The organism is Micromonospora sp. WMMD964 (genome assembly GCF_029581455.1).
Classification (GTDB): domain Bacteria; phylum Actinomycetota; class Actinomycetes; order Mycobacteriales; family Micromonosporaceae; genus Micromonospora.
The window spans coordinates 2,505,959-2,531,661 of record NZ_CP120860.1 but is presented as its reverse complement, the minus strand read 5'-3'; the positions used below and the strand labels follow the sequence as shown (position 1 = coordinate 2,531,661).

General features: G+C 72.1%; 26 protein-coding genes. 5 read left to right on the top strand and 21 right to left on the bottom strand.

Going from position 1 to position 25,703, the window contains the following annotated elements:
- Positions 1–252: 252 nt before the first annotated feature.
- Positions 253–1,488, bottom strand: a complete 1,236-nt coding sequence (locus tag O7616_RS11850) for an acyltransferase (RefSeq protein ID WP_282306840.1) — start codon at positions 1,486–1,488, stop codon at positions 253–255.
- Positions 1,489–1,861: 373 nt separating this feature from the next.
- Here O7616_RS11850 and O7616_RS11845 point away from each other — a divergent pair, with 373 nt between their 5' ends.
- Together O7616_RS11845 and O7616_RS11840 are read left to right on the top strand one after the other, a co-directional pair.
- A complete protein-coding gene (locus O7616_RS11845) occupies positions 1,862–2,968 on the top strand; it encodes a tyrosine-type recombinase/integrase (RefSeq protein ID WP_282307597.1) in 1,107 nt (368 codons plus the stop codon).
- 43 nt (positions 2,969–3,011) lie between these two features.
- Entirely contained in the window at positions 3,012–4,193 is a 1,182-nt protein-coding gene (locus O7616_RS11840) for an aminotransferase class V-fold PLP-dependent enzyme (protein WP_282306839.1), read from the top strand.
- 56 nt (positions 4,194–4,249) lie between these two features.
- Here the strand turns inward: O7616_RS11840 and O7616_RS11835 are convergent, their stop codons facing one another.
- The gene (locus tag O7616_RS11835) at positions 4,250–4,858 is read right to left on the bottom strand and encodes a M23 family metallopeptidase (protein WP_282306838.1); all 609 of its coding nucleotides are present in this window, start codon (positions 4,856–4,858) and stop codon (positions 4,250–4,252) included.
- Between the two features lie 162 nt (positions 4,859–5,020).
- Here O7616_RS11835 and O7616_RS11830 point away from each other — a divergent pair, with 162 nt between their 5' ends.
- On the top strand, positions 5,021–6,181 hold the full coding sequence (locus tag O7616_RS11830) for a sulfite oxidase (RefSeq protein ID WP_282306837.1): 1,161 nt from the start codon (positions 5,021–5,023) through the stop codon (positions 6,179–6,181).
- 54 nt (positions 6,182–6,235) lie between these two features.
- Here O7616_RS11830 and O7616_RS11825 read toward each other — a convergent pair whose 3' ends face one another.
- From O7616_RS11825 to proS, 12 genes are all read right to left on the bottom strand, one after another.
- Positions 6,236–6,559 (bottom strand): DUF2469 domain-containing protein, encoded by a 324-nt coding sequence (locus O7616_RS11825; RefSeq protein WP_007075222.1) that lies wholly within the window; start codon positions 6,557–6,559, stop codon positions 6,236–6,238.
- Positions 6,556–7,368, bottom strand: a complete 813-nt coding sequence (locus O7616_RS11820; RefSeq protein WP_282261960.1) for a ribonuclease HII — start codon at positions 7,366–7,368, stop codon at positions 6,556–6,558. Before O7616_RS11820 ends, O7616_RS11825 begins: the two co-directional genes overlap by 4 nt.
- Positions 7,362–7,895 (bottom strand): NUDIX domain-containing protein, encoded by a 534-nt coding sequence (locus tag O7616_RS11815; protein WP_282306836.1) that lies wholly within the window; start codon positions 7,893–7,895, stop codon positions 7,362–7,364. Before O7616_RS11815 ends, O7616_RS11820 begins: the two co-directional genes overlap by 7 nt.
- Positions 7,896–7,948: 53 nt before the next feature.
- A complete protein-coding gene (gene lepB / locus O7616_RS11810) occupies positions 7,949–8,584 on the bottom strand; it encodes a signal peptidase I (protein WP_282306835.1) in 636 nt (211 codons plus the stop codon).
- Positions 8,585–8,594: 10 nt separating this feature from the next.
- Entirely contained in the window at positions 8,595–9,467 is an 873-nt protein-coding gene (lepB, locus tag O7616_RS11805; protein WP_282261963.1) for a signal peptidase I, read from the bottom strand.
- Between the two features lie 181 nt (positions 9,468–9,648).
- Positions 9,649–10,005, bottom strand: a complete 357-nt coding sequence (rplS, locus tag O7616_RS11800; protein ID WP_088991045.1) for a 50S ribosomal protein L19 — start codon at positions 10,003–10,005, stop codon at positions 9,649–9,651.
- Positions 10,006–10,148: 143 nt separating this feature from the next.
- Entirely contained in the window at positions 10,149–10,922 is a 774-nt protein-coding gene (gene trmD, locus O7616_RS11795) for a tRNA (guanosine(37)-N1)-methyltransferase TrmD (protein ID WP_282306833.1), read from the bottom strand.
- A gap of 11 nt (positions 10,923–10,933) precedes the next feature.
- On the bottom strand, positions 10,934–11,539 hold the full coding sequence (rimM, locus tag O7616_RS11790; protein WP_282306832.1) for a ribosome maturation factor RimM: 606 nt from the start codon (positions 11,537–11,539) through the stop codon (positions 10,934–10,936).
- Positions 11,539–11,799 (bottom strand): RNA-binding protein, encoded by a 261-nt coding sequence (locus O7616_RS11785; protein ID WP_172862164.1) that lies wholly within the window; start codon positions 11,797–11,799, stop codon positions 11,539–11,541. The genes rimM and O7616_RS11785 overlap by 1 nt, the downstream gene beginning before the upstream one ends.
- Positions 11,774–12,247: a 30S ribosomal protein S16 gene (rpsP, locus tag O7616_RS11780; protein ID WP_282261968.1), complete on the bottom strand. Its 474-nt coding sequence runs from the start codon at positions 12,245–12,247 to the stop codon at positions 11,774–11,776. Before rpsP ends, O7616_RS11785 begins: the two co-directional genes overlap by 26 nt.
- Positions 12,248–12,475: 228 nt before the next feature.
- On the bottom strand, positions 12,476–13,123 hold the full coding sequence (locus O7616_RS11775; protein WP_282306831.1) for a DUF402 domain-containing protein: 648 nt from the start codon (positions 13,121–13,123) through the stop codon (positions 12,476–12,478).
- A 13-nt stretch (positions 13,124–13,136) separates the two neighbouring features.
- Positions 13,137–14,543: a proline--tRNA ligase gene (gene proS, locus O7616_RS11770; protein ID WP_282261970.1), complete on the bottom strand. Its 1,407-nt coding sequence runs from the start codon at positions 14,541–14,543 to the stop codon at positions 13,137–13,139.
- A gap of 69 nt (positions 14,544–14,612) precedes the next feature.
- Here proS and O7616_RS11765 point away from each other — a divergent pair, with 69 nt between their 5' ends.
- Both O7616_RS11765 and O7616_RS11760 read left to right on the top strand, forming a co-directional pair.
- Positions 14,613–15,170 (top strand): hypothetical protein, encoded by a 558-nt coding sequence (locus tag O7616_RS11765; protein WP_282306830.1) that lies wholly within the window; start codon positions 14,613–14,615, stop codon positions 15,168–15,170.
- A gap of 21 nt (positions 15,171–15,191) precedes the next feature.
- Complete coding sequence (locus O7616_RS11760; protein ID WP_282306829.1) at positions 15,192–15,788, top strand: TetR family transcriptional regulator; 597 nt, start codon at positions 15,192–15,194, stop codon at positions 15,786–15,788.
- A gap of 753 nt (positions 15,789–16,541) precedes the next feature.
- On the opposite strand, the gene O7616_RS11755 is transcribed toward O7616_RS11760, so the two are convergent.
- The 7 genes from O7616_RS11755 to O7616_RS11725 all read right to left on the bottom strand — a co-directional run bounded on the left by O7616_RS11755 (position 16,542) and on the right by O7616_RS11725 (position 25,478).
- Positions 16,542–17,621 carry an amidohydrolase family protein gene (locus O7616_RS11755; RefSeq protein WP_282306828.1) on the bottom strand — a complete coding sequence of 360 codons (1,080 nt, stop codon included), beginning with the start codon at positions 17,619–17,621 and terminating at the stop codon, positions 16,542–16,544.
- A 58-nt stretch (positions 17,622–17,679) separates the two neighbouring features.
- Positions 17,680–19,233, bottom strand: a complete 1,554-nt coding sequence (gene ffh / locus O7616_RS11750) for a signal recognition particle protein (protein ID WP_282306827.1) — start codon at positions 19,231–19,233, stop codon at positions 17,680–17,682.
- Positions 19,234–19,343: 110 nt separating this feature from the next.
- On the bottom strand, positions 19,344–20,000 hold the full coding sequence (locus O7616_RS11745; RefSeq protein ID WP_282306826.1) for a response regulator transcription factor: 657 nt from the start codon (positions 19,998–20,000) through the stop codon (positions 19,344–19,346).
- On the bottom strand, positions 19,997–21,133 hold the full coding sequence (locus tag O7616_RS11740) for a sensor histidine kinase (protein ID WP_282306825.1): 1,137 nt from the start codon (positions 21,131–21,133) through the stop codon (positions 19,997–19,999). The genes O7616_RS11745 and O7616_RS11740 overlap by 4 nt, the downstream gene beginning before the upstream one ends.
- A gap of 229 nt (positions 21,134–21,362) precedes the next feature.
- Complete coding sequence (locus O7616_RS11735; RefSeq protein WP_282261984.1) at positions 21,363–23,693, bottom strand: [protein-PII] uridylyltransferase; 2,331 nt, start codon at positions 23,691–23,693, stop codon at positions 21,363–21,365.
- Positions 23,694–23,701: 8 nt separating this feature from the next.
- Positions 23,702–24,040, bottom strand: a complete 339-nt coding sequence (locus tag O7616_RS11730) for a P-II family nitrogen regulator (protein WP_172862163.1) — start codon at positions 24,038–24,040, stop codon at positions 23,702–23,704.
- Positions 24,041–24,065: 25 nt separating this feature from the next.
- Positions 24,066–25,478, bottom strand: coding sequence for an ammonium transporter (locus O7616_RS11725; protein WP_282306824.1), 1,413 nt, complete (start codon positions 25,476–25,478; stop codon positions 24,066–24,068).
- Positions 25,479–25,703: the final 225 nt, after the last annotated feature.

Below are 25,703 nucleotides of genomic sequence, written 5' to 3'. Positions count from 1 at the left end.
GATCAAGCCGTGGCACATCGCCACGCTGTGCTGTCTCGTCACGTCCGCGGTGTTCATCGCCGGTTTGGCCGTTGTCCTGGTCAAGCGGGCCAACCGCCGATAGTCGGGCCGCTGGCTGGTCGTGGTGAAGGCGCGCGGGCCGGGGAACAGGCCCGCCCAGAGGGCCGGCGAAGGCGTCCGGGCCGGGGAACAGGCCCGCCCAGAGGGCCGGAGAAGGCGCCCGGCCACCAGCGGCCGGGCCGCTGTCGCTGTTCACCGGTTGGCGACGACCGGTAGCTGCTGAGTGGGTCCGTCGAGCGCGGTGTGTGGCTGCGTCGCCTCCTCCGGCCGCGTCGCCTCCTCCGGCCGCGTCGCCTCCTCCGGTGGCACCGGCGGCACGGCACGTGCCCGCGGCGGAATCAGACGATCGCGGAGCTTGAGCGCGGGCCACTCGACGGCGCGGGTAAGCACCACCGCGATGGCGAAGACGCCGGCGTAGAGCACGGCCAGCCGGAGTGGGGTCTCGTTGACCCAGGGCGCGACCCTGACCACGGCCTGGTTGACGTAATCGGCCGCGGAGACATGGGTGAGGTAGATCGCGTACGAGTAGATACCGAGCGTGCCGATCGGGCGCAGAACGGCCCGGAAACGGACCACCCAGTCGGCCCGGTAGAGCAGCAGCAGAAAGGACGCGGAACCGAGGTACGCGACGGAGTAGCCGAAGCTGGCGCCGTGGTCGGAGTTCTTGTTGTTGGTCCAGAGCCAGGCGATGCCGAGCACGGTGCCGCCGAGCCAGAGCCATTTCCAGGCCACGATGCGGTCGAACAGCTCGGTGTAGTAGACGGAAGCGACGGCCAGGAGCATGCCGGCGAGCATGGCGTCGACGCGGAAGTGGGTGAGCTGCTGGATCAGCACGGGTTTCGTGTCGATCTGGACCGCGATGACACGGCCGACGAGCGTGGCCACCATGATGCCGAATATGACCTTGACGAGGGTCTGCGGCCGAACGCGGCGGCGGAACGCGATCGGCAGGAGCAGTGCGGCCGCGAGGTAGAAGTGCTCCTCTACGGCAAGCGACCAGAGGTGCGGGGGCCTGGTTTGCGTGTAGTTCTGCACGTGGATGGTCTGCGGCAGGAACTGCCACGGATCCCAGGGGTGGGTGATCATGAGGAATGCGATGAACAGGTAGTAGACCGGCCACAGCTTGAATGCTCGGCGTAGCAGGAACCGCCCCGCGTCGAACCCTCCGGTGCGTACCTGCTCGCGGAAGATCAACCGGCCGACCAGGAACCCGGACAGTACGAAGAAGAGGTCGACTCCGGCCCAGCCGAATGTGCGGGTGGGCAGCAGCATGACATCGCTGACGGGATTACCCGTGGGTTTGCCGGCGAGGTGCCATCCCACCGCGAGGAGGATGGCGACGCCGCGTACGACGTCGAGGTCGAGCTCGCGCGCGCCTAGCGGCGAGGCGAGGCGCGCCCGGGCGGCGCCAAGCACGGTCTTCGTCACCGCAGCAGCTTGACAGATCTTGACCGCGGGCTGTGCCCCGGCTGTGCCGCCGGTCCGCTTTGCGTGCTGATCGTCTTTCCGGGCCCCGATTTCGGCACCGCTGGGCCGTGCGCTCGGCATTCGGTGTCGATGAAACCGCCCCGGCAGGGACCGCTTGAGGTGCCGACCGACGCGCTCGACGGCAACCGATGGCGGTGCCGGCCCGGCGAGGCGCGATGAGCGGGGAAGGCTCGGGGCCGGTGACGTACGACGATCAGCCGTAGGCTGATGCCGTGTCAGCTGTCGGTACGGGTGGCTGTGTCAACGGACGGGCCTTCCCCGCGACCGGATCGGCGCGCCCGCGGTGAGTCGACCTGCGCGGGGCACCCGGGCCATGCACCAGGCACTACCGCCGGCGCTGCGCGACGCCGTCGACGACTTCGCCGAGCACCTGTCCCGGGTGCGGAACCGGTCGGCGCACACCGTCCGTGCGTACGTCACCGATCTGGTCTCGCTGCTCGACCACGCCGTTCGGATGGGCTGCGTCGACCTGGCCGAGCTGGACCTGTCGGTGCTGCGTAGTTGGCTGGCGCGGCAGCGCACCACAGGTGCGGCGCGCACCTCGTTGGCGCGGCGGGCCGCGTCGGCGCGGGCGTTCAGCGCGTGGGCGCACCGGGTCGGGCTGCTCTCCGTCGACGTCGGTGCGGCGCTGGCCAGCCCGCGTGCGCACCGGGAGTTGCCCAGCGTGCTGCGCGCCGACCAAGCCGCTGCCCTGGTCGATGCTCCGGGTCGGCGGTTAACCACCACCGGCACGCCCGAAGCCCCACCGGACACCCGCCGGACAGGGACCGGCCCGGCGGCCACGGAATCGGAGAACACCGCCCCGGCGGCCACGGAATCAGAGAACACCGGCCCGGCGGCCACGGGACTGGAGAGCACCGGCCCGGCGCGCACGGACCAGGCGGCTGCGCCGACCTCGGGCGCACCACAGCGGACCGCTGTGCCGTTGCGCGACCGGGTGCTGCTGGAGCTGCTCTACGCCACCGGCGTACGGGTCAGTGAGGTCTGCGGGTTGGACGTCGCTGACGTCGACCACGGCCGGCGGGTGATCCGGGTGTTCGGCAAGGGTGGACGGGAGCGCTCGGTGCCGTACGGCGTGCCCGCACAGCAGGCGTTGGACGACTGGTTGCGGCTGGGCCGCCCGGCGATGGTGAACACCCACTCCGGAAACGCGCTGTTGTTGGGCGCCCGGGGCGGTCGGCTCAATCCGACGACCGCGCGGCAGATCGTCGGTGCGTACGCCGAGGCCGCCGGCCTGCCCCGGACGAGCCCGCACGGCCTCCGGCACTCGGCGGCCACCCACCTGCTCGAAGGTGGGGCGGACCTGCGCGCCGTGCAGGAGTTGCTGGGCCACTCGTCGCTGGCCAGCACACAGATCTACACGCACGTGTCGGTGGAGCGGCTGCGGGCCGCCTATCGGCAGGCCCACCCCCGCGCCTGATCAAGGGCGGGAGGGCGGGATCCCCGGCGGTTACGATCATCTGGTGAGCGTCCCGCAGCCCCCTGAGCCGATCCCGGGCGCCCGCCTGCTCTTCTCCCTGGACCCGGCGGTGAGCCACCTCAACCACGGCTCGTTCGGCGCGGTCCCGATCGGCGTGCAGCGAGCCCAGCAGCGGCTGCGCGACGAGATGGAGGCCAACCCGCTGCGCTTCTTCACCCAGGGTCTGGTCGACCGGATCGCGCACACCCGACGGCATCTCGCCGGGTTCCTGGGTGCCGACCCGGACGGCAGCGCCCTGGTGGGCAACACCACCACCGGCGTCGCGGTGGTGCTGCAGTCCATCGGCCTGCGTCCCGGCGACGAGGTGCTCAGCACCGATCACGGGTACGGGGCGGTGAGCCTGGCCATCCAGCGCGAGTGCCGTCGTACCGGGGCGGTCAGCCGGGTCCTGCCGGTTCCACTGACGGCGACCGACGAGCAGCTCGTGCAGATCATCCGCGACGGCCTGCGCCCCGGGCGCACCCGACTGCTCGTCGTCGACCAGCTCACCTCGGCCACCGCCAAGCTCTTCCCGACCGCCGCGATCGTCGGGGTGGCCCGCGAACACGGCGTGCCGGTGCTGGTGGACGCCGCACACGCCCCGGGGATGCTGCCCACGACGGTGGCCGGCATCGGTGCCGACTTCTGGGTGGGCAACCTGCACAAGTGGGCGTACGCCCCGCGCGGAACGGCCCTGCTGGCCGTGGCACCGCCGTGGCGGGACCGGATCGAGCCGCTGGTGGTCTCGTGGGAGCAGGAGTCGGGCTTCCCGGCCCGGCTCGAGTGGCAGGCGACCCTCGACTACACGCCCTGGTTAGCCGCCCCGGCGGGTCTGTTCACGATGCGCAGTCTCGGCGTGGACCGAATGCGGGCACACAATGCGGCTCTCGCCGCGTACGGCCAGCGGGTGGTGGGGGACGCTCTGGGGGTGGCCCCCGCCGACCTGCCCGACCCCGGCGGGCCGGGGGTGTCTCTGCGCCTCATCCCGCTGCCGGCCGGGACGGCCGCCACGATCGACGCGGCGCGGGCGTTGCAGACGCGCATCGGCGAGCGGCTCGCCGCCGAGGTGGCGGTGATGAGCTGGAGCGGCCGGGGGTGGCTGCGGCTCACCGGTCAGGTGTACAACACCGCCGACGAGTACGAGCGGCTGGCCGCACGACTGCCGGCGCTGCTCGCCCAGCGCTGACCGCACACAGCGGCGGAAGGCCCCCGGCTAACGAACCGCACCGGCGGAAGGTCCGCCTACCGAACGGCACCGGCAGAAGGTTCGCCGACCGGCAGCAGGCGCACCGGGCCGAGGCCGAGCAGGGCGAGCGGGTCCAGGTACTCCTCGCCCCGGCGCAGGCCCCAGTGCAGGCACGCGTCTGCCGGGCAACCCGGGTGGCCGGGCAGCAACTCGCCCAGCGGTGCGCCGGTGGCGACCGCCTGACCGCTGCGTACACCGGGTTGCACGGGCTCGTGGGTGGTTCGCAGCCCACCGGCGTGCCCCACGGTGACCACCGGCCGGCCGGCCACCAGACCGGCGAAGAGGACGGTGCCCGGCCCGGCACTGCGGACCACGGTTCCGGCCGAGGCGGCCAGGTCGACGCCCCGGTGGCCGGACAGCCACGGCTCAGGTGGCGGGTCGAAGCGGCGCACCGGTCGCGGTGGCCCGTCGAGCGGCCAGCGGAAGCGCTCCGACCCGACGCCCGCCACGGCGGCGACAGGCACCGGTACGACGGCCGAGGGTGGCTGGCCGGGCACCGCCGCGACAAGCACCGCCAGACCGCAGAACTGCACGGTCAGCGCGAGTGGCACGGCGGCGCAGAGCAGCACGGTACGGCGGATCGAACGGATCGACGGATGTCGCATGACGGCAGCCTCCGGCCGCGGGCGGGTGGTACGCCAGCCCGGCCGACGAACCTGTGGACGACGGACGGCCCTGTGGACGACCACCCGGAAGCTCCGACGATCTGCTATGTCTAGGCTGGGCCGCGTACGGCGGGTGCCGCCGTCTGCACCGGGGAGGCCCGCATGACCACTCTCGATGACCGGACGACGTCCCCCGCGGACCGCGCCGAAGGTTCCGGCCCGGCGGTCTCCGACGTGAGCGGCCCGTCCCGGCTCGCGGAACCGGACGAGGCGATCAGCGCCGAGGAGTTGCAGCTCGCCGCGCGTAACCACGGGATCCCGTTGGAGGCGTTGCGCTACGACGTCACCCCGGCCGGGTTGCACTACCTGCTGATCCACTACGACATTCCGGAGGTCGACCCGGCGACGCACGCGCTGACCGTCGGTGGCGCGGTGGACCGGCCGCTGACGGTCGGCCTCGCCGACCTGCGCGAGCGGCCACGGGTCACCCGGCAGGTGACCCTGGAGTGCGCCGGCAACGGCCGAGCCCTGCTGCACCCCCGGCCGGTGAGCCAGCCGTGGTTGGTCGAGGCGGTCGGCAACGCCGAGTGGACGGGCACTCCCCTGGCTCCGCTGCTGCGCGAGGCGGGGCTCGGGCCGGACGCTGTCGACGTGGTCTTCACCGGCGCCGACCACGGCGTCGAGCGCGGGGTCGAGCAGGATTACCAGCGGGCGCTGCCGGTGGCCGACGCGCTGCGCGAGGAGGTCCTGCTGGCGTACGAGATGAACGGCGCTCCCCTGCTGCCCCAGCACGGCGCGCCGCTGCGGCTGATCGTGCCCGGCTGGTACGGCATGGCGCACGTGAAGTGGCTGCGCTCGATCGAGGTCCGGACCGAACCGTTCGAGGGTTACCAGAACGCGGTGGCGTACCGGGTGCGGCGGGACGCCGACGACCCGGGCGTGCCGGTCACCCGGATCGAGCCGCGTGCGCTGGTCCGCCCGCCCGGCTTCCCCGACTTCATGTCCCGCCGCCGGGTGCTGCGCCCCGGCCCGTGCACCGTCGACGGTCGGGCCTGGTCCGGGCACGCCCCGGTGGTGTCCGTCGAGGTGACGACCGACGGTGGGCGGAGCTGGGCGTCGGCCGAGCTGGACCCGGCGGAGGCTGGGGAGTTCGCCTGGCGGCGCTGGCGGTACGAGTGGGCCGCGACCCCGGGCCGGTACGTGCTGGGGGCCCGGGCGACCGACGCGTCCGGGCGCACCCAGCCGGTCGAGCAGCCGTGGAACCGTGGCGGTTTCGCCAACAACCTGGTGCAGCGGGTCGAGGTCGTGGTGCCGGCCGAGTGATCGGCGGCAGGTGCTACGCCACGGGTGGGGGGCCCGTGACGTGGCCGGATGCCCTCAGCCGCCGAAGCCGGAGTCGGCGGGCAGCGAGATGTCGGGCTTCTCCAGCTCCTCGACGTTGACGTCCTTGAAGGTCATCACCCGGACGTTCTTCACGAAGCGGGCGGGACGATACATGTCCCAGACCCAGGCGTCGTGCATCTCGACCTCGAAGTAGACCTCGCCGTCGGAGTTACGCACGTGCAGGTCGACCTGGTTGGCCAGGTAGAACCGGCGTTCCGTCTCCACCACGTACGAGAATTGGCGGACGATGTCGCGGTACTCCCGGTAGAGCTGCAGCTCCATCTCGGTCTCGTACTTCTCGAGATCTTCCGCGCTCATCGCACTCCGCCTTCCATGGCCACATCTTCCCCCACCGGCGCCGGAGGCCGAGGCTGCTCGCCCAACGCCACGCCGACGGTACCCCCTGATGCCCCGGAGCGCTCCATCGGCTCTTCCGAGGCGTGGCCGCCGGGCCGTCGGGCGCGCGGCGGCCGACCGTCGCGGCCGGAGACCGCGGCGACGTTGACGTACGAGAAGCGGTGCTCCCGGCACGGCCCGTGCTCCCGCAGCGCCGCGGAGTGCTCCGGGGTGATGTAGCCCTTGTGCTCGGCGAACCCGTACGCCGGGAACGTCTCGTCCAACTCCACCATGATCCGGTCCCGGGTGACCTTGGCGAGCACACTGGCCGCCGCCACGCACGCGGCCACCCGGTCGCCCTTCCACACGGCCAGGCCGGGCACGCCCAGGCCGTCCACGCCGAAGCCGTCGGTGAGCACGTACTCCGGTCGGGTGGTCAGCGAGGCGAGCGCCCGACGCATCGCCGCCAGGTTGCACACGTGCAACCCCCGGGCGTCGACCTCGTCGGCCGGGATGACCACCACGGCGTACGCGAGCGCCCGGTCCACGACCTCCGCGTACACCCGTTCCCGGCTGGTCGGGGTGAGCAGCTTCGAATCGGCCAACCCCTCGATCTCGCCGCGCCGCCCTTCGGGCAGCACCGCCGCGGCGGCGACCAGCGGACCCGCGCACGCGCCCCGGCCCGCCTCGTCGGCGCCGGCGACGTGCCGGAACCCACGCCGCTGTAGCGCTCGTTCCAGCGCGTAGAGACCGGCCTCGCGGCGCACGACAGTGCGCGGCGGGGTCAGCACGACGCCTCGTCCCGGCCGGCGGCGGCGGACTGCAGCAGCCGGGCCAGCAGCGCCGGCAACTCGGGCGGGTAGAACCGCTCACCGCTGGCCGCCAGCTCGTCCGGGAACCACCAGCGGTGGTCGGCGATGCTGCGCTGCTCGATGTCGTTGAAGCCGGTGGTGTCCACCTGCCAGGACTGCACCCGGAGGAGGAAGAAGTCCTGCTCCTGGCGGTACCAGGTGCCGTCGAAGGTGAACTCGGTCGTGTCGGACCAGACCGTCTCGCCCAGCGCTGCGGGGTCGAGCCGCAGCCCGGTCTCCTCGGCCAGCTCCCGTGCCGCGCCGGCCGCCGGGCTCTCCGCCGGGTCGAGCCCGCCACCGGGGGTAAACCAGTATCGATGCCCTGGTCGGGCCGGGTCGAAGCCCTCGAACAGCAGGACCCGACCGGCCGCGTCGACGAGCAGCACGCGGGCCGCGCGTCGAGGGGTGTAGACGCGGCTGCTGCTGTTCGCGGCTGCGGGGCTCGCAAGCTCACTCCTCGCGCTCACGTTCACCGCACCAGCCTGCCAGACCGACGGCGGATCGCCCACGCCCCGGTGCTCTACGGCTTGGGAATGCCGTCGAACTGATCGGGCACGGTCAGCCAGGTGGCCCGGTTGACCGGCCAGAAGACGGTGAACGCCCGCCCGACCACGTCGTCCTCGGGGATCGTGGCCTCGATGATGTTCTGCCCGGACTGCTGCCAGTGCTCCAGCGAGTCGCCGGAGGCCGATCGGTGGTCACCCATCACCCACAGCCGACCCTCCGGCACGGTGATGTCGAACTCCTGGTCGGCGGCCTTGTCGCGGACCCCGTCCATGGAGAAGATGTACGGCTCGTCCAGCGACTTGCCGTTGATCATCAGCCGTTCCTGCGGGTCGCAGCAGACCACGTGGTCACCCGGGGTGCCGATGACCCGCTTGATGAAGTCCTCGCCGTCGGGGTTGCCGCTCCACGTGGTGGGGGCCTTGAACACGATCACCTCACCGCGGTGCGGCGACCGGAAGTCGTAGACCAGCTTGTTGACCAGCACCCGGTCATCGATCTTGAGTGTGTTCTCCATGGACGGGGAGGGGATGAAGAAGGTCTGCAGCACGAAGGCGCGGACCAGAACCGCGACCAGGATCGCCACACCCAGCAGGATCGGCAGCTCCTTCCAGAAGGAGCTGCGGGGCTTGTCGGTCTGCTCGTCAATCACGCCAAGGAGCCTACGTTGCCCGGCTGGACGTCACCGTCCGGAACGCGCGGGAACCACGGAGTGCGGCTACCAACGGCGGGACCAGCAGCACCACGCCGCCCTGCGGGGTCGGTCGCACCGGTGGTGCGCCGGAGGAGGCCGTGGCCGGCCCGGACACGTCGTCGAACGTCGACGGCACCGACAACGCGTTCCACCGGGACGAGGGCCAGACCACCATGAAGGCCCGGCCGACGACGTTGTCGATCGGCACCGGGCCCTGGCAACGGGCGTCCTGGGAGACCTCGCGATGGTCGCCCATCACGAAGAGCTGACCCGGGGGTACGACGACCTCGTCGAAACGCCGGGAGCGGCACTCCGACGGGTTGGGCGGCAGATCCAGTGGGGAGTCCCGCAGCACGTACGGCTCGTTGAGGGGCGTGCCGTTGACCGTCACCCGTCCCTGGCTGTCGCAGCAGGCGACCCGGTCGCCGGGAACGCCGATCACCCGCTTGATGAAGTCCTTCTCACCGGGACGGCTCACCCCGATGAGGTCGCCGACGGTGCGGGCGAGCCGACCGGCGACGCCGGGCTTCGGCTGCTCGTCGACCTGCGGCGCCCAGCGGTCGGTGCCCCGGAAGACCACCACCTCACCGCGTACCGGGTCGCGGACGTCGTAGACGACCTTGTTGACCAGCACCCGGTCTCCGACGAGGAGGGTGTCCTCCATCGAGCCGGACGGGATGAAGAACGCCTGGAGCAGGAAGGTGCGGATCAGCACGGCGAGGCAGAACGCGACGACCAGGAGCAGCGGAAGCTCCTGCCAGAGGGGCATCTGCCGGCGGGTACGGCGGGTCCGCCGGCGCCACGGATCGACGGTGCCGTCCTCGTCAAGCGTCTGCACCACGCCACTCCCCGGTCCACAGAAGCACTACCGCCCGGGAGCCTCGACGAGGCTCCACGGGCGGTAGTGGACGGCTGCCCGCCACCTGGGCGGACCCGCCGCCTCGCTGCGCCCGTACGACCAGGGTAGTGCGGTCCGGCCGGTACGGCATACGCGCAGCTCAGGCGGCGTGGCGAGCGGGAAGTCAGCTGGGCTGCTTCTCCCGCTTCTCCTTGATCTTGGCCTTCTTGCCGCGCAGCTCGCGCAGGTAGTAGAGCTTGGCGCGGCGCACCGCACCACGGGTCACGACCTCGATCCGGTCGATGCCCGGGCCGTTGAGCGGGTAGGTCCGCTCGACGCCGACACCGAAGCTGACCTTGCGGACCGAGAAGGTCTCGCGCAGACCGTCACCCTGGCGGCGGATCACGACGCCCTGGAAGATCTGGACACGGGACCGGTTGCCCTCGACGACGCGGGCGTGCACCTTGACGGTGTCACCGGCCCGGAAGTCGGGAAGGTCGGTCCGCTTCGACTGGGCGTCAAGGGCGTCCAGGATGTTCATCGCTGCGTCCTCGTAAGGCTCACGGCGCACCGTCACTCGGTGCGCGGGTGGGTGATTCTGATCCCCGGGTGGTGGTCGGCGGGCCGACCCCGGTCGGGGATCCTCGCAGCCGCCCGCGGGCGCGGACGGATACGGCAACCTCCCTACTTTGCCACATCCCCCGGCGGCACCTGAAATCCGGCCTGGTCCAGAGCCGCGATGTCCCGTTTGTCGAGCCGATCGGCGGGCAGTGCGGCCAGCAGGTCGGGGCGACGGGCGGCGGTGCGCAGCAAGCCCTCCTCGCGCCGCCAACGGGCGATCTTGCCGTGGTCTCCGGAGCGGAGCACCTCCGGCACGTCGTACCCGCGCCAGCTCGGCGGCTTGGTGTAGATCGGTGCCTCCAGCAACCCGTGCGCGTGCGACTCCTCGTCCAGCGAGCCCGCGTTGCCCAGCACACCCGGCAGCAACCGGGTGACCGCCTCCACCATCACCAACACGGCGACCTCGCCGCCGAAGAGCACGTAGTCACCGAGCGAGACCTCGGTCACCGGCATCCGGGTGGCGGCGTGCTCCAGGACGCGTTGGTCGATGCCCTCGTACCGGCCGCAGGCGAAGAGCAGGTGCGACTCGGCGGCCAACTCGTACGCCATGGCCTGGGTGAACGGGACACCGGCCGGAGACGGCACCAGCAACCGGGGCGGTGGGGCCTCGGCCGGCGCGAGCGCGTCCAGCGCCGCACCCCACGGCTCCGGGCGCATCACCATCCCCGGCCCGCCGCCGTAGGGGGTGTCGTCGACGGTGCGGTGCACGTCGTGGGTCCAGGTCCGCAGGTCGTGCACGGCGAGTCGGAGTACGCCGTTGGCCCGCGCCCGCCCGATCAACGACAGGTCGAGCGGGGCGAAGTACTCCGGGAAGATCGACACGACGTCGACGCGCATGCCTGGTGGTCCTAAAGGTCGAGCAGGCCGGCCGGCGGGTCGACGATCACACGTCCACCGGCCAGGTCGACCTCGGGGACGATCGCCCGGACGAACGGGATCAACGCGGTACGCCCCTCGGGGCGCCGAAGCACCAGCAGGTCCGAGGAGGGGGCGTGGTCGATGCGGGCGACCTCGCCGAGGCGTTCACCGGCCGGGGTGACCACGGCCAACCCCACCAACTGGTGGTCGTGGAACTCCTCCGGATCGTCCGGCGGGGCCACGTCGGCGCTGTCCACCACGAGCAGGGTGCCGCGCAGCGCCTCGGCGGTGTTGCGGTCCAGGATCCCGTCGAACGCGACGAGCAGGCGGCCCTGGTGGAAACGGGCCTCCTCGATGGTCAGCTCGGCCGGAACCCGGAACGGCACACCCGGCCCGTTCGCCGGCGACGGGACCGCCCCCGGCTCAGTGCGGAGCACAGTGCTGTGGGCAGGCGCAGGCGGGGGCGTCGCCCCCGGCTCAGTGCGGAGCACTGACCCGGGGGCGAACCGTGCTTCGGGCTCGTCGGTCCGCACCTCCACGGTGACCTCACCGCGGACACCGTGCGGCTTGCCGATCCTGCCGACGACGAGCTGCATCAGTACGAGTCGACGATGTCGACGCGCACGCCGCGCCCGCCGATGGAGCCGATCACCTGACGCAGCGCCTTGGCGGTCCGGCCGGACCGCCCGATCACCGTGCCGAGGTCCTCGGGGTGCACGCGGACCTCGAGCCGCTTGCCCCGACGGGAATCGACCATCCGCACCCGGACGTCGTCCGGGTGGTCGACGATGCCCTTGACCAGGTGCTCCAACGCCGGACGCAGGGGCATGTCAGGCCTGCTCACCGGCGTCGGCAGCGGCAGCCGGGGCCTCGGCCGGAGCCTCGGTCTTCGGCGCCTCGGCCGGGGTCTCGGCGGCCTTGGTGGCCTTCTTGGCCGGCTTGGCCGGGGTCTCCGGGGCGAGCCCGGCGGCGGCCTTCGCCTCGGCCTCGTACGCGGCCTTCCGGTCGGTCCGCTCGGCGGCGACCTTCAGCGGCGGCGGGGCCGGCAGGCCCTTGTACTTCTGCCAGTCACCGGTCAGCTCCAGCAGCCGCTGCACAGCCTCGCTCGGCTGAGCGCCGACGGACAGCCAGTACTGGACCCGCTCCGACTTGACCTCGATGATCGAAGGGTCTTCCTTCGGCTGGTACACCCCGACGAACTCGATCGCCCGACCGTCACGCTTGGTGCGCGAGTCGGCGATGACGATGCGGTACTGCGGGTTGCGGATCTTGCCCATCCGCAGGAGCCGGATCTTTACGGCCACAGTTGTTTCGCTCCTGTTGCGATCTCACCGGCCCGTGCGGGCGGTGTGCATGGGTGAGCGCCGACGGCACAGTGGGGTTGGGCCGGAGACTACTCGGTGGACTGGCGACGCGCCCGGGTTAGAGGGCGCCGGACGCGCGCCGGATACCAGCGACCCATTCTGCCAGATCCGGTGCCGATCTTCCGCACCGGACCCGGACACCACGTCACCGGTGACCGGAGACACTCCTCACCGCACCGGCGGGCGGTCCCATCCTGGCGGAAGTTCGTCCGGTACGTCCCATTCCGCCGGGGGCGTGAAGTCGCACCATGTGCCGTCGAACGGGAACTCCCCGGCCTCGGCGAGGGCGATCACCCGCTCCCCCTCGGCCCGGACCGCCTTCTCGTCGGTCACCCAGTAGTCGGCACCGAAGGCGAGCCGCTCGACGAACTCGCCCTCGTCCTTCCACTCCCAGCTCAGGTCCGGGCGGACCAGCACGTCGAGGTCCTGGTCCACCACGTCGACGCCGGCCACCGGGCCGTCGTCCCAGCGGACACCGTGCTCCTCCAGGTTGACGTACCAGTGGGCGAACCGACCCTGGGCGTCGCGGAACCACCAGACGGAGTGCGCCGCGCCGGTCGGCAGGAACTTCAACAGCGGCGGCCCGTTCCAGCGCCCGTGCGCCAACCGATACGACGACGAGATCCACTGGGCGAAGGGCATCGCCCGCATGCCCAGCCCCGCCTCGGTCACCTCGTGGGCCACCGGCGAATCCCGGGCGATCCACACCAGCAGACCCCGCTCGTCGTCGCTGACCACACGGCCCGGCCGGACCCATCCGATCCGACCGTGCCGCACGTTCCGGTGCATGATCAACCGACCCGGCGCGAACCGCACTGGCTGTCTACGTTCAGTAGGCGCGGGCGAGGACGGCGATCAGGTCGGGCTCGTCCTCGGAGTCCGGCACCGAGCCGTCGGCGCGCACCAGGCAGCGCACCGTGACGCCCTGACCGTTCGCCTCGGCCTCACCGGCCACACCGACCGCCGACCACGGCACCCGGGCCCAGCCCGTCGCGGCGGCCTCGATCGCCTCGGCCAGGGTCGCGACCTCCACGGTGCGCGACTCGCGGTTGGCCAACGCCTGGTCGTGCAGCACCTGCTGGTCGGTCTCCAGCGCCGCCACCACCGCGGCGACCACGTCGGCCACCGGCGTCGGGGACTTCGACCCGTCGGTGCGGCGCACCACAGTCGCGTTGCCGGCGGCCAGGTCGCGAGGGCCGACCTCCACGCGTACCGGATAGCCACGCAGCTCGGCGTCGACGGCCCGGCGGCCGAACGCGGTGTCGGTGCGGTCGTCGAGCGCGACCCGGACACCGGCGTCACGCAGGCCGTCGCGCACCTTGGCCGCCGCCTCCGCGACGCCCTCGCCATCCTTGACGATCATGATGTACGCCTGGATCGGGGCCAGCTTCGGCGGCACGCGCAGACCGTTGTCGTCGCCGTGCGCCATGATCAGACCACCGAGCATCCGGGTCGACGTGCCCCAGGACGTGGTCCAGGCGTGCTCCCGGCCACCCTCCTTGGCGGAGTAGCTGATGTCGAACGCCTTGGCGAAGTTCTGCCCCAGCTCGTGGCTGGTGCCCAGCTGGAGCGCCTTGCCGTCGCCCATCATGCCTTCGCAGGTGTACGTTGCCGTCGCCCCGGCGAACCGCTCACGCGCCGTCTTCAGGCCCACCACCACCGGGATGCCGATCACGTTGACCATCAGGTCCTCGTACGCCTCGTGCAGGATCCGCCGCGCGTACGCCCGGGCGTCCTCGCGGGTGGCGTGCGCGGTGTGCCCCTCCTGCCAGAGGAACTCGCTGGTGCGCAGGAAGATGCGCGGCCGAAGCTCCCAGCGGACCACGTTCGCCCACTGGTTGAGCAGCAGCGGCAGGTCCCGGTACGAGTCGATCCACTTGGCCATGAACTCGCCGATCACCGTCTCGCTGGTGGGACGCACCACCACCGGCTCGGCGAGGGGCTTGCCGCCACCGTGGGTGACGACCGCCAGCTCCGGCGAGAAGCCCTCGACGTGCTCGGCCTCACGCTTGAGGTAGTTCTCCGGGATGAAGAGCGGGAAGTACGCGTTCTCCGCACCCGCCGCCTTGATCCGGGCGTCCATCTCGGCCTGCATACGCTCCCAGATGGCGTAGCCGGCCGGTCGGATGACCATGGTGCCGCGGACCGGGCCGTTGTCGGCCAGCTTCGCCTTGGCGATCAGGTCCTGGTACCAGCGGGGAAAATCCTCCGCACGGGGAGTGAGCACGCGTGCCATGACCGCACATCCTATGCGCCCCTCGCCGGGGCGGTGCGGTCGGGCGCGGCATCGTTAGCATCTGCCGTCATGACCCCCCTCGATCCGCACTCCGGCGCGGCCTCCGACCCGGTGCCCGACCCCGCCGAGCTGGCACACCTCGCAACCCGGTGGGTGCGCTGGGTGGCCCGGCACCGGCAACCCGCCAATCCGATCGGCGACGGGTCCGGCCGGCACGCCGGGCACCACCAACCCGCCGACGTCTGGTTCCTCGCGGGTACGTTCGGTGGCTCTGCGCAACGTCGGTGCGTGGTTCCCGCCGGGCGGCCACTGTTCTTCCCGGCGTTCTGCTATTGGCAGGTCGGTCGCACCGACGAACCGGCGGAGGCCATGGACAGCGCGACCGGTCACGCGCAGTTCGACGGGGTGGCCGTCGCCCTGCGCGAAGCCGGCTCGGCCCGGTCGTTCCCGGTCAGCGGCTTCTTCAACAACGTCGTCACCGTCTGGCCGTGGCCCAGGCCGGTCTCCTGCTGGGGCCTGTGGGCGCTGGTGCCGCCGCCCGCCCCCGGTCAGCACGAGTTGACCTTCGGCGGCACCGACGGTGAGGGCTTCCGGGTGGAGGCGCAGTACCAGATCGACGTGCGCTGAACCACCTACACTTCGACCACCATGATTGAGCAGAGGGGCGCCACCGGAGTGCGGGACGGCATCGTCGACGCCGCCCGCGCGCTGACCGTCGCCACCGGGTGGGACGGTGTCCGGATGGGTGCCGTCGCGGGCGCCGCCGGGGTCAGCCGACAGACCGTCTACAACGAGTTCGGCAGCAAGGCCGGGCTGGCCGAGGCGCTGGCCCGGCGTGAGGTGGACACCTTCGTCGGCGACGTCCGTGCCGCCCTGCTCGCACACGGCGCCGACGTCCGCGCCGGCGCGTACGCGGCGATCGCGCACACGCTCACCACCGCAGCGGAGAACCCCCTGGTCAAAGCCATCCTGAGCAGCGCCCGAGGCGGCTCGGACGAGCTGCTTCCGTACCTCACCACGCGGGCCGAGGTGGTGCTCACCGAGGCGTCCGGCGCGCTGATCGACTGGGCCGGCGACCACCTACCCGGCGCGGACCAGGCCGCGTTGGCCTTCGCCGCCGACACGACCGTCCGGCTGGTGGTGAGCCACATCGTGCTCCCCCGCACCCCGATCGACCAGACCGCCACCGCCCTCGCCGACCTTGCCGTACACCTCTTCAGCGCCGCCGTCCGCCCACCCCACTGACCCGCCGCGCGACTTGCCCCACGGCCCACGGCCCACGACCCACGACCCACGGCCAAGATCCGCACAACATCGGCGATGTTGCTGCCTCCAGCACGCGGGAAACAGCAACATCCCGGATGTTGCGCGGATCTTGACGACGAACACCGCCCCGGAGACCGGAAGCACGACTTGGGGCACGCAACGCCGCCAAGGTCACCCTCGAGTAGGGCCTCACCGACGCAACGACACCACTACATCGTGGTTCTTGCGCGATCTTGAGCCCGGGACACCCCTTCGCGGGGGATCTGCCCGCTCCACCCTCTTCCGCCTTCAAGATCCGCGCAACTTCGGGGAAAGTGCTGTCTCGCTGGGCGCTGAGGCAGCAACTTCACCGAAGTTGCGCGGATCTTGAAGTGCGGCGCAGAGCGCGGGGGACCCGGCGCACGACGCGCGCGGTAAGCGGGCACGACGCGCGCGGCGAACGGGCACGACGCGCACGGCACACGACGCGCACGGCGCACGACGCGCACGGCGCACGACGCGCGCGGTAAGCGGGCACGACGCGCGCGGCGAACGGGCACGACGCGCACGGCGCACGGCGCACGGCACACGACGCGCACGGCACACGGCACACGACGCGCACGGCACACGCACACCGCGCACGGGACACGGGACACGGGACACGGGACACGGGACACGGGACACGGGACACGGGACACGGGACACGGGACAGGGCGCAGGGCGCAGGGCGCACGCCACACGGCGCGCCCCGGGTCAGCGGATGACTCGGCCGCGGAGGATCGTGCGGGACGGGGCGCGGACGACGCGTAGGTCGCGGCGGGGGTCCTCGGGGTAGACGGTCAGGTCGGCGAGGCCGCCCTCGACCAGGCCGGGGAAGCCGAGCCATTCCCGGGCGCCCCAGGAGGCGGCGGCGAGCACGTCGATCGGTGCCATGCCCGCGCGCTCGTGCAGCAGCATCATCTCCTCGGCGGCCAGCCCGTGGTCGATGCCGCCGCCGGCGTCGGTGCCGACGTAGATCGGTACGCCCGCCTCGTGCGCCGCGCGCACCACCTCGGGGAAACCGTCGCGCAACGCCAGCATGTGTTCGGCGTACCCGGGGAACTTGCCCCGCGCCTGCTCGGCGATGCCTCCGAAGGTCGCGATATTGATCATTGTGGGGACGAGCGCGGTGCCCTGCCGGGCCATCTCGTCGATCAGGTCGAGGCTGAGCCCGGTGCCGTGCTCCACCGAGTCCACCCCGGCCCGCACCATGATCTCGACGGCGGATTCGGAGAAGGTGTGCACCGCGGCGCGTACCCCGGCGTCGTGGGCCGCTCGCACGGCGGCGGTGAGGGTGTCCGCGTCCCAGGCCGGGGCCAGGTCACCCACACCACGGTCGATCCAGTCGCCGACCAGCTTGACCCAACCGTTGCCGGCCTTCGCCTGCGCGGCCACCGTCGCGGCGACCTCGGTCGCGTCGACCTCCACGCCGATGTCGCGCAGGTAGCGCTTCGGCGGGGCGACGTGCCGGCCGGCGCGGGCCAGTCGCGGGAGGTCCGGTTCGTCGTCGAGTTCGGGGTACGGGTACGGCGAGCCGGCGTCGCGGATGGCCAGCACCCCGGCGTCCCGGTCCAGGCGGGCCAACTCGCGCGCCTGGTCGAGTGAGGTGATCGGGGCGCCACCTCGGGCGATGCCGATGTGGCAGTGCGCGTCGACCAACCCCGGCAGCACGTAGCCGCCGTCGACAACCGTCTCCGCGTCGGGCACCGGGGTGAAGGTCACCCGGTCGTCGACCAGCCAGATGTCCCGGACCTCGTCGTCGGGGAGCAGTACGCCGCGCACATGTAGGGCCATGCGACAGTCCTACCCGATCACCCCTCGTCGGGGGCGAGCAGGTCGTTCTTCCGAGCGGTCAGCGCGGGCCCTTGTCGCCGCCCTTGCCGAGCTTGTTGAAGTCGATCTTCGGCAGCTTGAAGCCGGGCGGAAGGCCCTGGCCGGCGGCGAGGTCGTTCGGGTCCAGGCCCGGCGGGAGCTGCGGCATGCCACCGGGGAAGCCGCCCGGCATTCCGGCGCCGGTGCGCGGACGACCGCCGCCTTTGGTGCCCTTGCGCTTGTTCTTCGGGCTCTTGGTCGCCTTGCGCCGACCGCCGCCGGGCAGGCCCATCATGCCGCCCATCTGCTTCATCATCTTCTGCGCGTCGGCGAAGCGGTTGAGCAGTTGGTTGACGTCCATCACGGTGACCCCGGAGCCGTTGGCGATGCGCGCCCGGCGGGAGCCGTTGATGATCTTCGGGTTGGTCCGTTCGCCCGGGGTCATCGACCGGATGATCGCGGTGACCCGGTCGAAGTGGCTGTCGTCCAGCTCGGAGAGCTGGTCCTTCATCTGCCCCATGCCGGGCATCATGGCCAGCACGTTGGCGATCGGGCCCATCCGCCGCACCGCGATGAGCTGGTCGAGGAAGTCGTCCAGGGTGAACTGCTCGCCGCCCATCAGCTTGGCGGTCATCTTCTCCTTCTGATCGGAGTCGAAGGCCTGCTCGGCCTGCTCGATCAGAGTGAGGACGTCGCCCATGCCGAGGATCCGGCTGGCCATCCGGTCAGGGTGGAAGACGTCGAAGTCCTCCAGCTTCTCACCGGTGGAGGCGAACAGGATCGGCTGCCCGGTGACCTCACGCACCGACAGCGCGGCACCACCACGGGCGTCGCCGTCGAGCTTGGAGAGGACCACACCGGTGATGCCGACCCCGTCGCGGAACGCCTCGGCGGTGCGGACGGCGTCCTGACCGACCATCGCGTCGATGACGAAGATGACCTCGTCCGGCGAGACGGCGTCGCGGATGTCGGCGGCCTGCTGCATCATCTCGGCGTCGATGCCGAGTCGGCCGGCGGTGTCGACGATGACGATGTCGCGGGCGGCGCGCTTCGCGTGCTCGATCGACGCGCGGGCCACCTGCACCGGGTCACCGGTGCCGTTGCCGGGCTCCGGGGCGTACACCTCGACACCGGCCCGACCACCGAGCACCTGGAGCTGCCCGACGGCGTTGGGGCGCTGGAGGTCGGCGGCGACCAGCAGCGGCTGGTGCCCCTGGCCCTTGAGCCAACGGGCCAGCTTGCCGGCGAGGGTGGTCTTACCGGAACCCTGAAGGCCGGCCAGCATGATCACCGTGGGCGGCTGCTTGGCGAACTGGAGTCGCCGACCCTCGCCGCCGAGCACGTTGATCAGCTCTTCGTTGACGATCTTGATGATCTGCTGGGCCGGGTTCAGCGCCTGGGAGACCTCGGCGCTGCGGGCCCGCTCCTTCACGGCCGCGATGAAGCCCTTGACCACCGGCAGCGCGACGTCCGCCTCCAGCAGCGCGAGGCGGATCTCGCGCGCGGTGGCGTCGATGTCGGCGTCGGTGAGCCGTCCCTTGCCGCGGAGCTTGGTGAAGATCCCGGACAGGCGGTCACTCAAGGTGTCAAACACGCGAACATCCCGTTTGTCAGTGTTCCGGCGGGCACAACCCGGCCGGCACTGCGGAGTCCGGCCACCGCTAGGGTAACCGGCCACCCGCAAGGCCGCTGGCGGCCCGGGCCTCACCCCGAGACCAACCCCGATTGGTACGCGAAGACGACGAGCTGGGCCCGGTCCCGGGCTCCCAGCTTGCCCATCGCCCGGCTGACGTGGGTCCGCGCGGTCGCCGGGCTGACCACCAACCGGGCGGCGATCTCCTCGTTGTTCAGTCCCTCCCCGACGAGGCCGACGACCTGGCGTTCCCGGTCGGTGAGCGTGTCCAGCCGGGGGTGCGGGCGAAGCACCCGGGACGGCCGGGTGGCGAACTCCCGCACCACCCGGCGGGTCACCGACGGCGACAGCAGCGCCTCCCCCTCGGCGACCAACCGGATCGCGCGCAGCAGGTCGACCGGCCGGGTGTCCTTGGTGAGGAAGCCGCTCGCGCCGTGCCGCAACGCGTCGAAGACGTACTCGTCCAGCTCGAAGGTGGTGAGCACCACCACCCGCGTGCCGGTCAGGTCGGGATCGGCGACGATCCGCCGGGTCGCCTCGATGCCGTCGATGCCGGGCATCCGGATGTCCATCAGCACGACGTCCGGCCGCTCCCGGCGGGCCAGCTCGACCGCCCGCAGCCCGTCGGCGGCCTCACCGGCGAGCGCCAGGTCGTCCTCGCTCTCCACCAGCGCGCGCAGGCCGAGCCGGACCAGGTCCTGGTCGTCGGCGACCAGCACCCGGATCACGTGGTCGACTCCACGGGTAGCCGGGCGTACACCCGGAAACCGCCACCGGGGCGCGGCCCGGTGTCCAACCGCCCGCCCAGCGCCTCGACCCGCTCCCGCATCCCGGCCAGACCGTGCCCGCTCCCTTCGTCGGCCGGAGCCTTCCCGGCGCCCTCGTCGGCCACCTCGACCGTCACCTCGTCGGCGCGGTAGTCCACGGTCACCTCGGCGCTGGTCACCCCCGCATGCCGCAGCACGTTCGTCAACGCCTCCTGCACCACCCGGTACGCGGTCAGGTCCACCGCGGCGGGCAACACCCGAGGGTCGCCGACCACCCGCGTCCGCACGGCGAGCCCGGCACCGGCCAGCCGGTCACGCAACGCCGGGAGCCGGGCCAGACCGGGCACCGGCCCGCGCTCGGCGCCCTGCCGTACCGCCCCGAGGGTGACCCGGAGCTCGTCGAGCGCCTCCCGGCTGGTCCGGCTGATCGCGGTCAACGCGGTCTCCGCCTGCTCCGGCCGCTTCGGCAGCAGGTGCAGGGCGATCTCCGCCTGCATGCTGATCGCGGCCAGCCCGTGCCCCACCACGTCATGCACCTCCTGCGCGATGCGCAGCCGCTCCTCGTCGGCCTGCCGACGAGCCTGTTCGGCACGGGCGCGGGCCTCCTCGGCGCGGGTACGCGCGGCCGACTCCCGACTGACCCGCACCACCACACCCACCGCGAACGGTACGACCACCCAGGCCGACGCGGGCAGCACTCCCGCCCAGCCCGGCGCCGGGCCTCGGGCGACGAAGACGTGCGCCACCAACAGGACGAACGCGCCCCCGGCCGCGAGCGCCGCCGGGCGAACCGGCAGTCGCACCGCCACGGTGTACACCGCGAGCAGGAACGCGAGCAGGATCGGCCCGTACGGGTAGCCGAGCACCAGGTACGTCGAGGTGGCCACGGTGACCACGGCCAGGACGGGCACCGGGGCGCGTCGCCGGAGCAGCAGGGCGAGCGCGGCGACCGCGATCAGTGCCCGACAGGACGCGTCCACCGGCCTGGACCCCGGCTGGTTCTCTCCGGCCAGCCCGGTGGCGAGCAGCCCGAACGCGAACAGCACCAGGGGCGGCACGACATCCGGCCATCCCCACCGCCCACCTGGTCGCATGGCCGCCATTCTGCCCGCGCCGGGGGCACCCGTCGTCCGTCCAGCAGCGGCACAGCGACTACGTCCGCCGACGTATCGGCTGCGGGATGCCCCACCAACCAACACCCGCAACCCAAGTGATCGACACGACTTCCCCGAAACTGCGGTATCCCAGCGCCCGCGATACCGCAATTTCGCCGAAACCGAGTTGATCATGGGGCAGGCCGGTCAGACGCCAGCCAACCGTCGGTCAGACGGCGGCGAGGACCGCGGCCTCCAGACGGGCCCGGGTGTCGTCGTCCGGCCAGCCGCCGACCAGGTAGAAGGCGTCGACCACGTCGGCGCCGAGAGTGGAGATGCGGGCTGCGCGGACCAGGGCGCCCGCCTCGTCGAGCGCGCAGGTCACCCGGTAGAGCAGCCCGGCGGCGTCGGCGGCACGCAACTCCAGCAGCACCGCGTCGGTGGCCGCCTCCCGGTGCCAGACGACCCGTGGAGCAGCCCCGTCGCCCCGGGCGGCGAGCGCACGGCCGCGCAGCCGCTGCGTCACCGACACGTCGCCGCCGACGGCCCGGCGCAGGTCGGCGCGGAGCGGGACCGGGTCCGGCGGGAGGCCGTAACGGGGCTGCACCCGGCACTCGACCAGGGCCCGGCCGTCGACCACCGAGGCGTCGGCGGAGATCACCTCCATCCGGTGCAGGGCCAGGCAGCCGGCCACCGTGGCGAGCAGGCCCCTCCGGTCGGCCGCGGCGACCGACACCCGGTCACCGGTCAGGTGGACGACCGGTAGCGGCCCGGCCAGCAGCGCCGGGTCCGGGGTGGGTGGTTCGGGGAGTACGCCGGTGTCCAGTGCGGTACGGACCCGGGCGACCAACTCGGCGACGAGTCGACCCTTCCAGTCCGACCAGGCCGCCGGCCCGGTCGCCGCCGCGTCGGCGCGGACCAGCGCGTGCAGCAGGTCGAGGGTGCCGGTGTCTCCCACCGCCTCGGCCACCGAGGCGATGGTGACCGGGTCGGTCAGGTCCCGGCGGGTGGCCACGTCGGGCAGCAGCAGGTGCAACCGGACCAGCGTGCCGATCAGGTCGACCTCGGCGGGGGGCAGGCCGATCCGGGTCGCCGCCTCCTGGGCCAGTGGCACGCCGACGGTGCTGTGGTCACCGGTGAGCCCCTTGCCGATGTCGTGCAGGAGCGCGCCGAGGAGCAGCAGGTCGGGGCGCTCCACCTCGCGGGAGTGCCGGCTGGCCTCGTACGCGGTCTGCACGAGGTGCCGGTCGAGGGTGTAGCGGTGCACGGGGTTGTGCTGCGGCAGGCTGCGCAACCGGGTCCACTCGGGCAGCCAGTTGTCGACGAGTCCGTACCGGTCGCAGGTCTCCCAGGCGGGCACCAGGCCGGGACCCGCGCCGAGGAGGGTGGTCAACGCGGCCCGGGCATCGGCCGGCCAGGGCGCGGGCAGCGGTGGGCAGTACGCCGCCAGCCACTCACAGGTGGCCCGGGCGATCGGCAGTCGGGTGGTGGCCGCCGCGGCGGCCACCCGTAAAGAGAGACTCGGGTCGGGGCGGGCCCCGATCGCCGTGCGGGCGAGCACCAGCTCACCGTCGTGCTCGACCACGTCGCGGGCCACCGGGCGGCGCACGGGGCGCCCGCCACCGTTGCGGGACCGGCCGGAGCGCAACCGGTCGGCGGCGCGGAACGCGTCGTCCAACGCGTGGCTGACCGTGCGGGCATCGCCGGCGACCCGGCGCAGGAGGGCGTCACCGTCCTCGACGACGGCTCCCGGCCGCCGCGCGGCGTCGGACGCGCCGGGCTGGAGGTGTCGCAGGCCGAGCAGTCGAGCCACCCCGTCGCGTTCCTGCGCGACCAGCCGGTCGACCCGGCGGCCGACCTGCTGGTGCAGCGCGTCGCGGGTGTCCAGCAGGCGCAGGTGCGCGGCGCGCACGGCGGGGCGCAGCGCGTCGGTGATGCCGGCGGCGGAGATCGCCCGCAGCAGCCCCACGTCGCGTAGACCGCCGGCGGCCTCCTTGAGGTCGCCCTCCAACAGGAAGGCCAGCTCGCCGTGCGCCTGCCAGCGGGCCTCGGTGATCTCGCGCAGGCCGGGCAGGTGCCGGACGGCGGTGCGCCGCCAGTGGTCGGCGGCGGTACGGATCAGCGAGTCGGCCAGCGCCTGGTCACCCACCACGAGGCGGGCGTCGAGCAGCCCGAGGGCGACCTTGACGTCGTCCTGGGCGACGGACAGCGCCTCGGAGACGGTGCGTACCGAGTGGTCGAGCCGCAGGCCCGCGTCCCAGATCGGGTACCAGACCGAGGCGGCCAACTCGTCGGTGCCGGGCACCCCGGCGTGCAGCAGGACGAGGTCGAGGTCGCCGTACGGGGCGCACTGCCGCCGCCCCAACCCGCCGACGGCGAGCAGCGCCACCCCGTCCCGCGCGGGCAGCAACCCCCGCAGGAACGCCTCGTACGCCGCCGCCCGGGAGAGCCGAGCCGCCTCCCCGATCCCGGCGCGGACGCCGACGACCTCGTTGACCAGGAGGTTCGCGTCACCATCGGCGGCGTGCCCTGACGCGTTCTTCCTGATCAACGAGGTCATGTCGGCCGTCAGAGCGCGTCTAGGCCGCGCTCGCCGGTACGTACCCGGACGACCTCCTCGACACCGGTGACCCACACCTTGCCGTCACCGATCTTGCCCGTGCGGGCCGCCCCGACGATGGCGTCCACCACCTTGTCGACGTCGATCTCGTCGGTGAGCACCTCGACCCGGATCTTGGGCAGGAACTCGACCGTGTACTCGGCACCCCGGTAGACCTCGGTGTGCCCCTTCTGCCGTCCGTACCCCTGGACCTCGCTGACGGTCAGCCCGGCCACCCCGAGGGCGTGCAGGGCCTCCTTCACCGCGTCCAGTTGGTACGGCTTGATGACCGCGGTCACCAGCTTCATGTCCAACCCCTCCATCCCAGGAACGTTAACCGGCGACCTTTTCGCTGACCGGCTCGGCGGGCTCCGCCTCCGGCTTGGCACCACTCGTCGCACCGCCACCGGGGGTGCCGATGCCGGCCATCGCGAACGCGCCGCCCGTGCCGCCACCGGCCGGGGACAGGTCGTAGCCACTCTCGGCGTGCTCGCCGATGTCGATGCCCTCGACCTCCGCCTCGGCCTTGACCCGGAAGCCCATCGTCTTCTCGATGACGAAGGCGAGCACCCAGGCGATGCCGAAGGACCAGACGGTGACGATCAGACCGGCGAGCGCCTGCCGTCCGAGCTGGGTCACGCCGCCGCCGTAGAAGAGGCCGTCGGAGGCGCCCACCACGTCGGTGATCGCGGCGTTGACCGAGTTGGTGGCGAACAGACCGAGCCAGAGCGACCCGATCCAGCCACCGACGAAGTGCACGCCGACGACGTCGAGCGAGTCGTCGTAGCCGAGCTTGTACTTGAGGCTGACGGCCAGCGCGCACACGGCACCGGCGACGATGCCGAGCAGGACGGACGCCCACGGGGCGATGAAGCCACAGGCCGGGGTGATGGCGACCAGGCCGGCGACGGCGCCGGACGACGCACCGACCATCGTCGGCTTGCGGGTCTTGACCCACTCGACGGCGATCCAACCGAGCACGGCCGCCGCCGTGGCGAGCTGGGTGTTGATGAAGGCGAGGCCGGCGACCGAGTCGACGGTCAGCTCCGAGCCGGCGTTGAACCCGAACCAGCCGAACCACAGCAGACCCGCACCGAGCGCGACCAGCGGGATGTTGTGCGGCTTCATGCCCTCCCGCGGCCAACCGAGCCGCTTGCCGAGCACCAGCGCCACGGCCAGGGCCGCCGCACCGGCGTTGATGTGCACCGCGGTGCCACCGGCGAAGTCCAGCGCGTGGATGTCACCGCCGATGATGCCGCCGCCCCACACCCAGTGGGCGACCGGGAAGTAGACCAGGGTGGCCCAACCGAAGGCGAACAGCAGCCAGCCGGCGAACTTGGCCCGGTCGGCGATGGCGCCGCTGATCAGCGCGACGGTGATCACCGCGAAGACCATCTGGAAGGCCATGAACACGTAGAGCGGAACCCCGATGCCGCTGGGGTTCTCCGCCGTGGCACCCCACAGGTCGGTCTCGGCGAGGAAGGTCTTGGTGCCGAGGTACGCGCCCGGGTCGCCCCAGAAACCGTTCACGTCGGCCCCGAAGGCGACGCTGAATCCGTAGAACCACCACAGAATGGAGATGAGCCCGATGGCGGAGAAGCTCATCATCATCATGTTGAGTACGCCCTTGGCCCGGTTGAGGCCGCCGTAGAACAGCGCCAGTCCGGGGGTCATGAGCAGCACGAGCGCGGTCGAAACCAGCAGCCACGTGGTATTGGCGCCGTCGATCGTCGGTGCTTCAGGCACGCTGGCCTCCTAAAGGTGAAGTCCTCCTTCGCGGCTTTCCGGGGCAGCGTCGCCCGTAGGCCGGTTGCGCGGAAGCTTTGTTGCCGGCTGTTTCACCCAGGGTCCCGGGCGGGTTTCCAATTCGTGACGGGTTGTTTCGTACGTGTCACGAACTCCGCACACTCAGCGGCATGGACGGTGGTGGATCGCCCGGACGGCGGACGTCGATGGCCGACCGGCCCGACC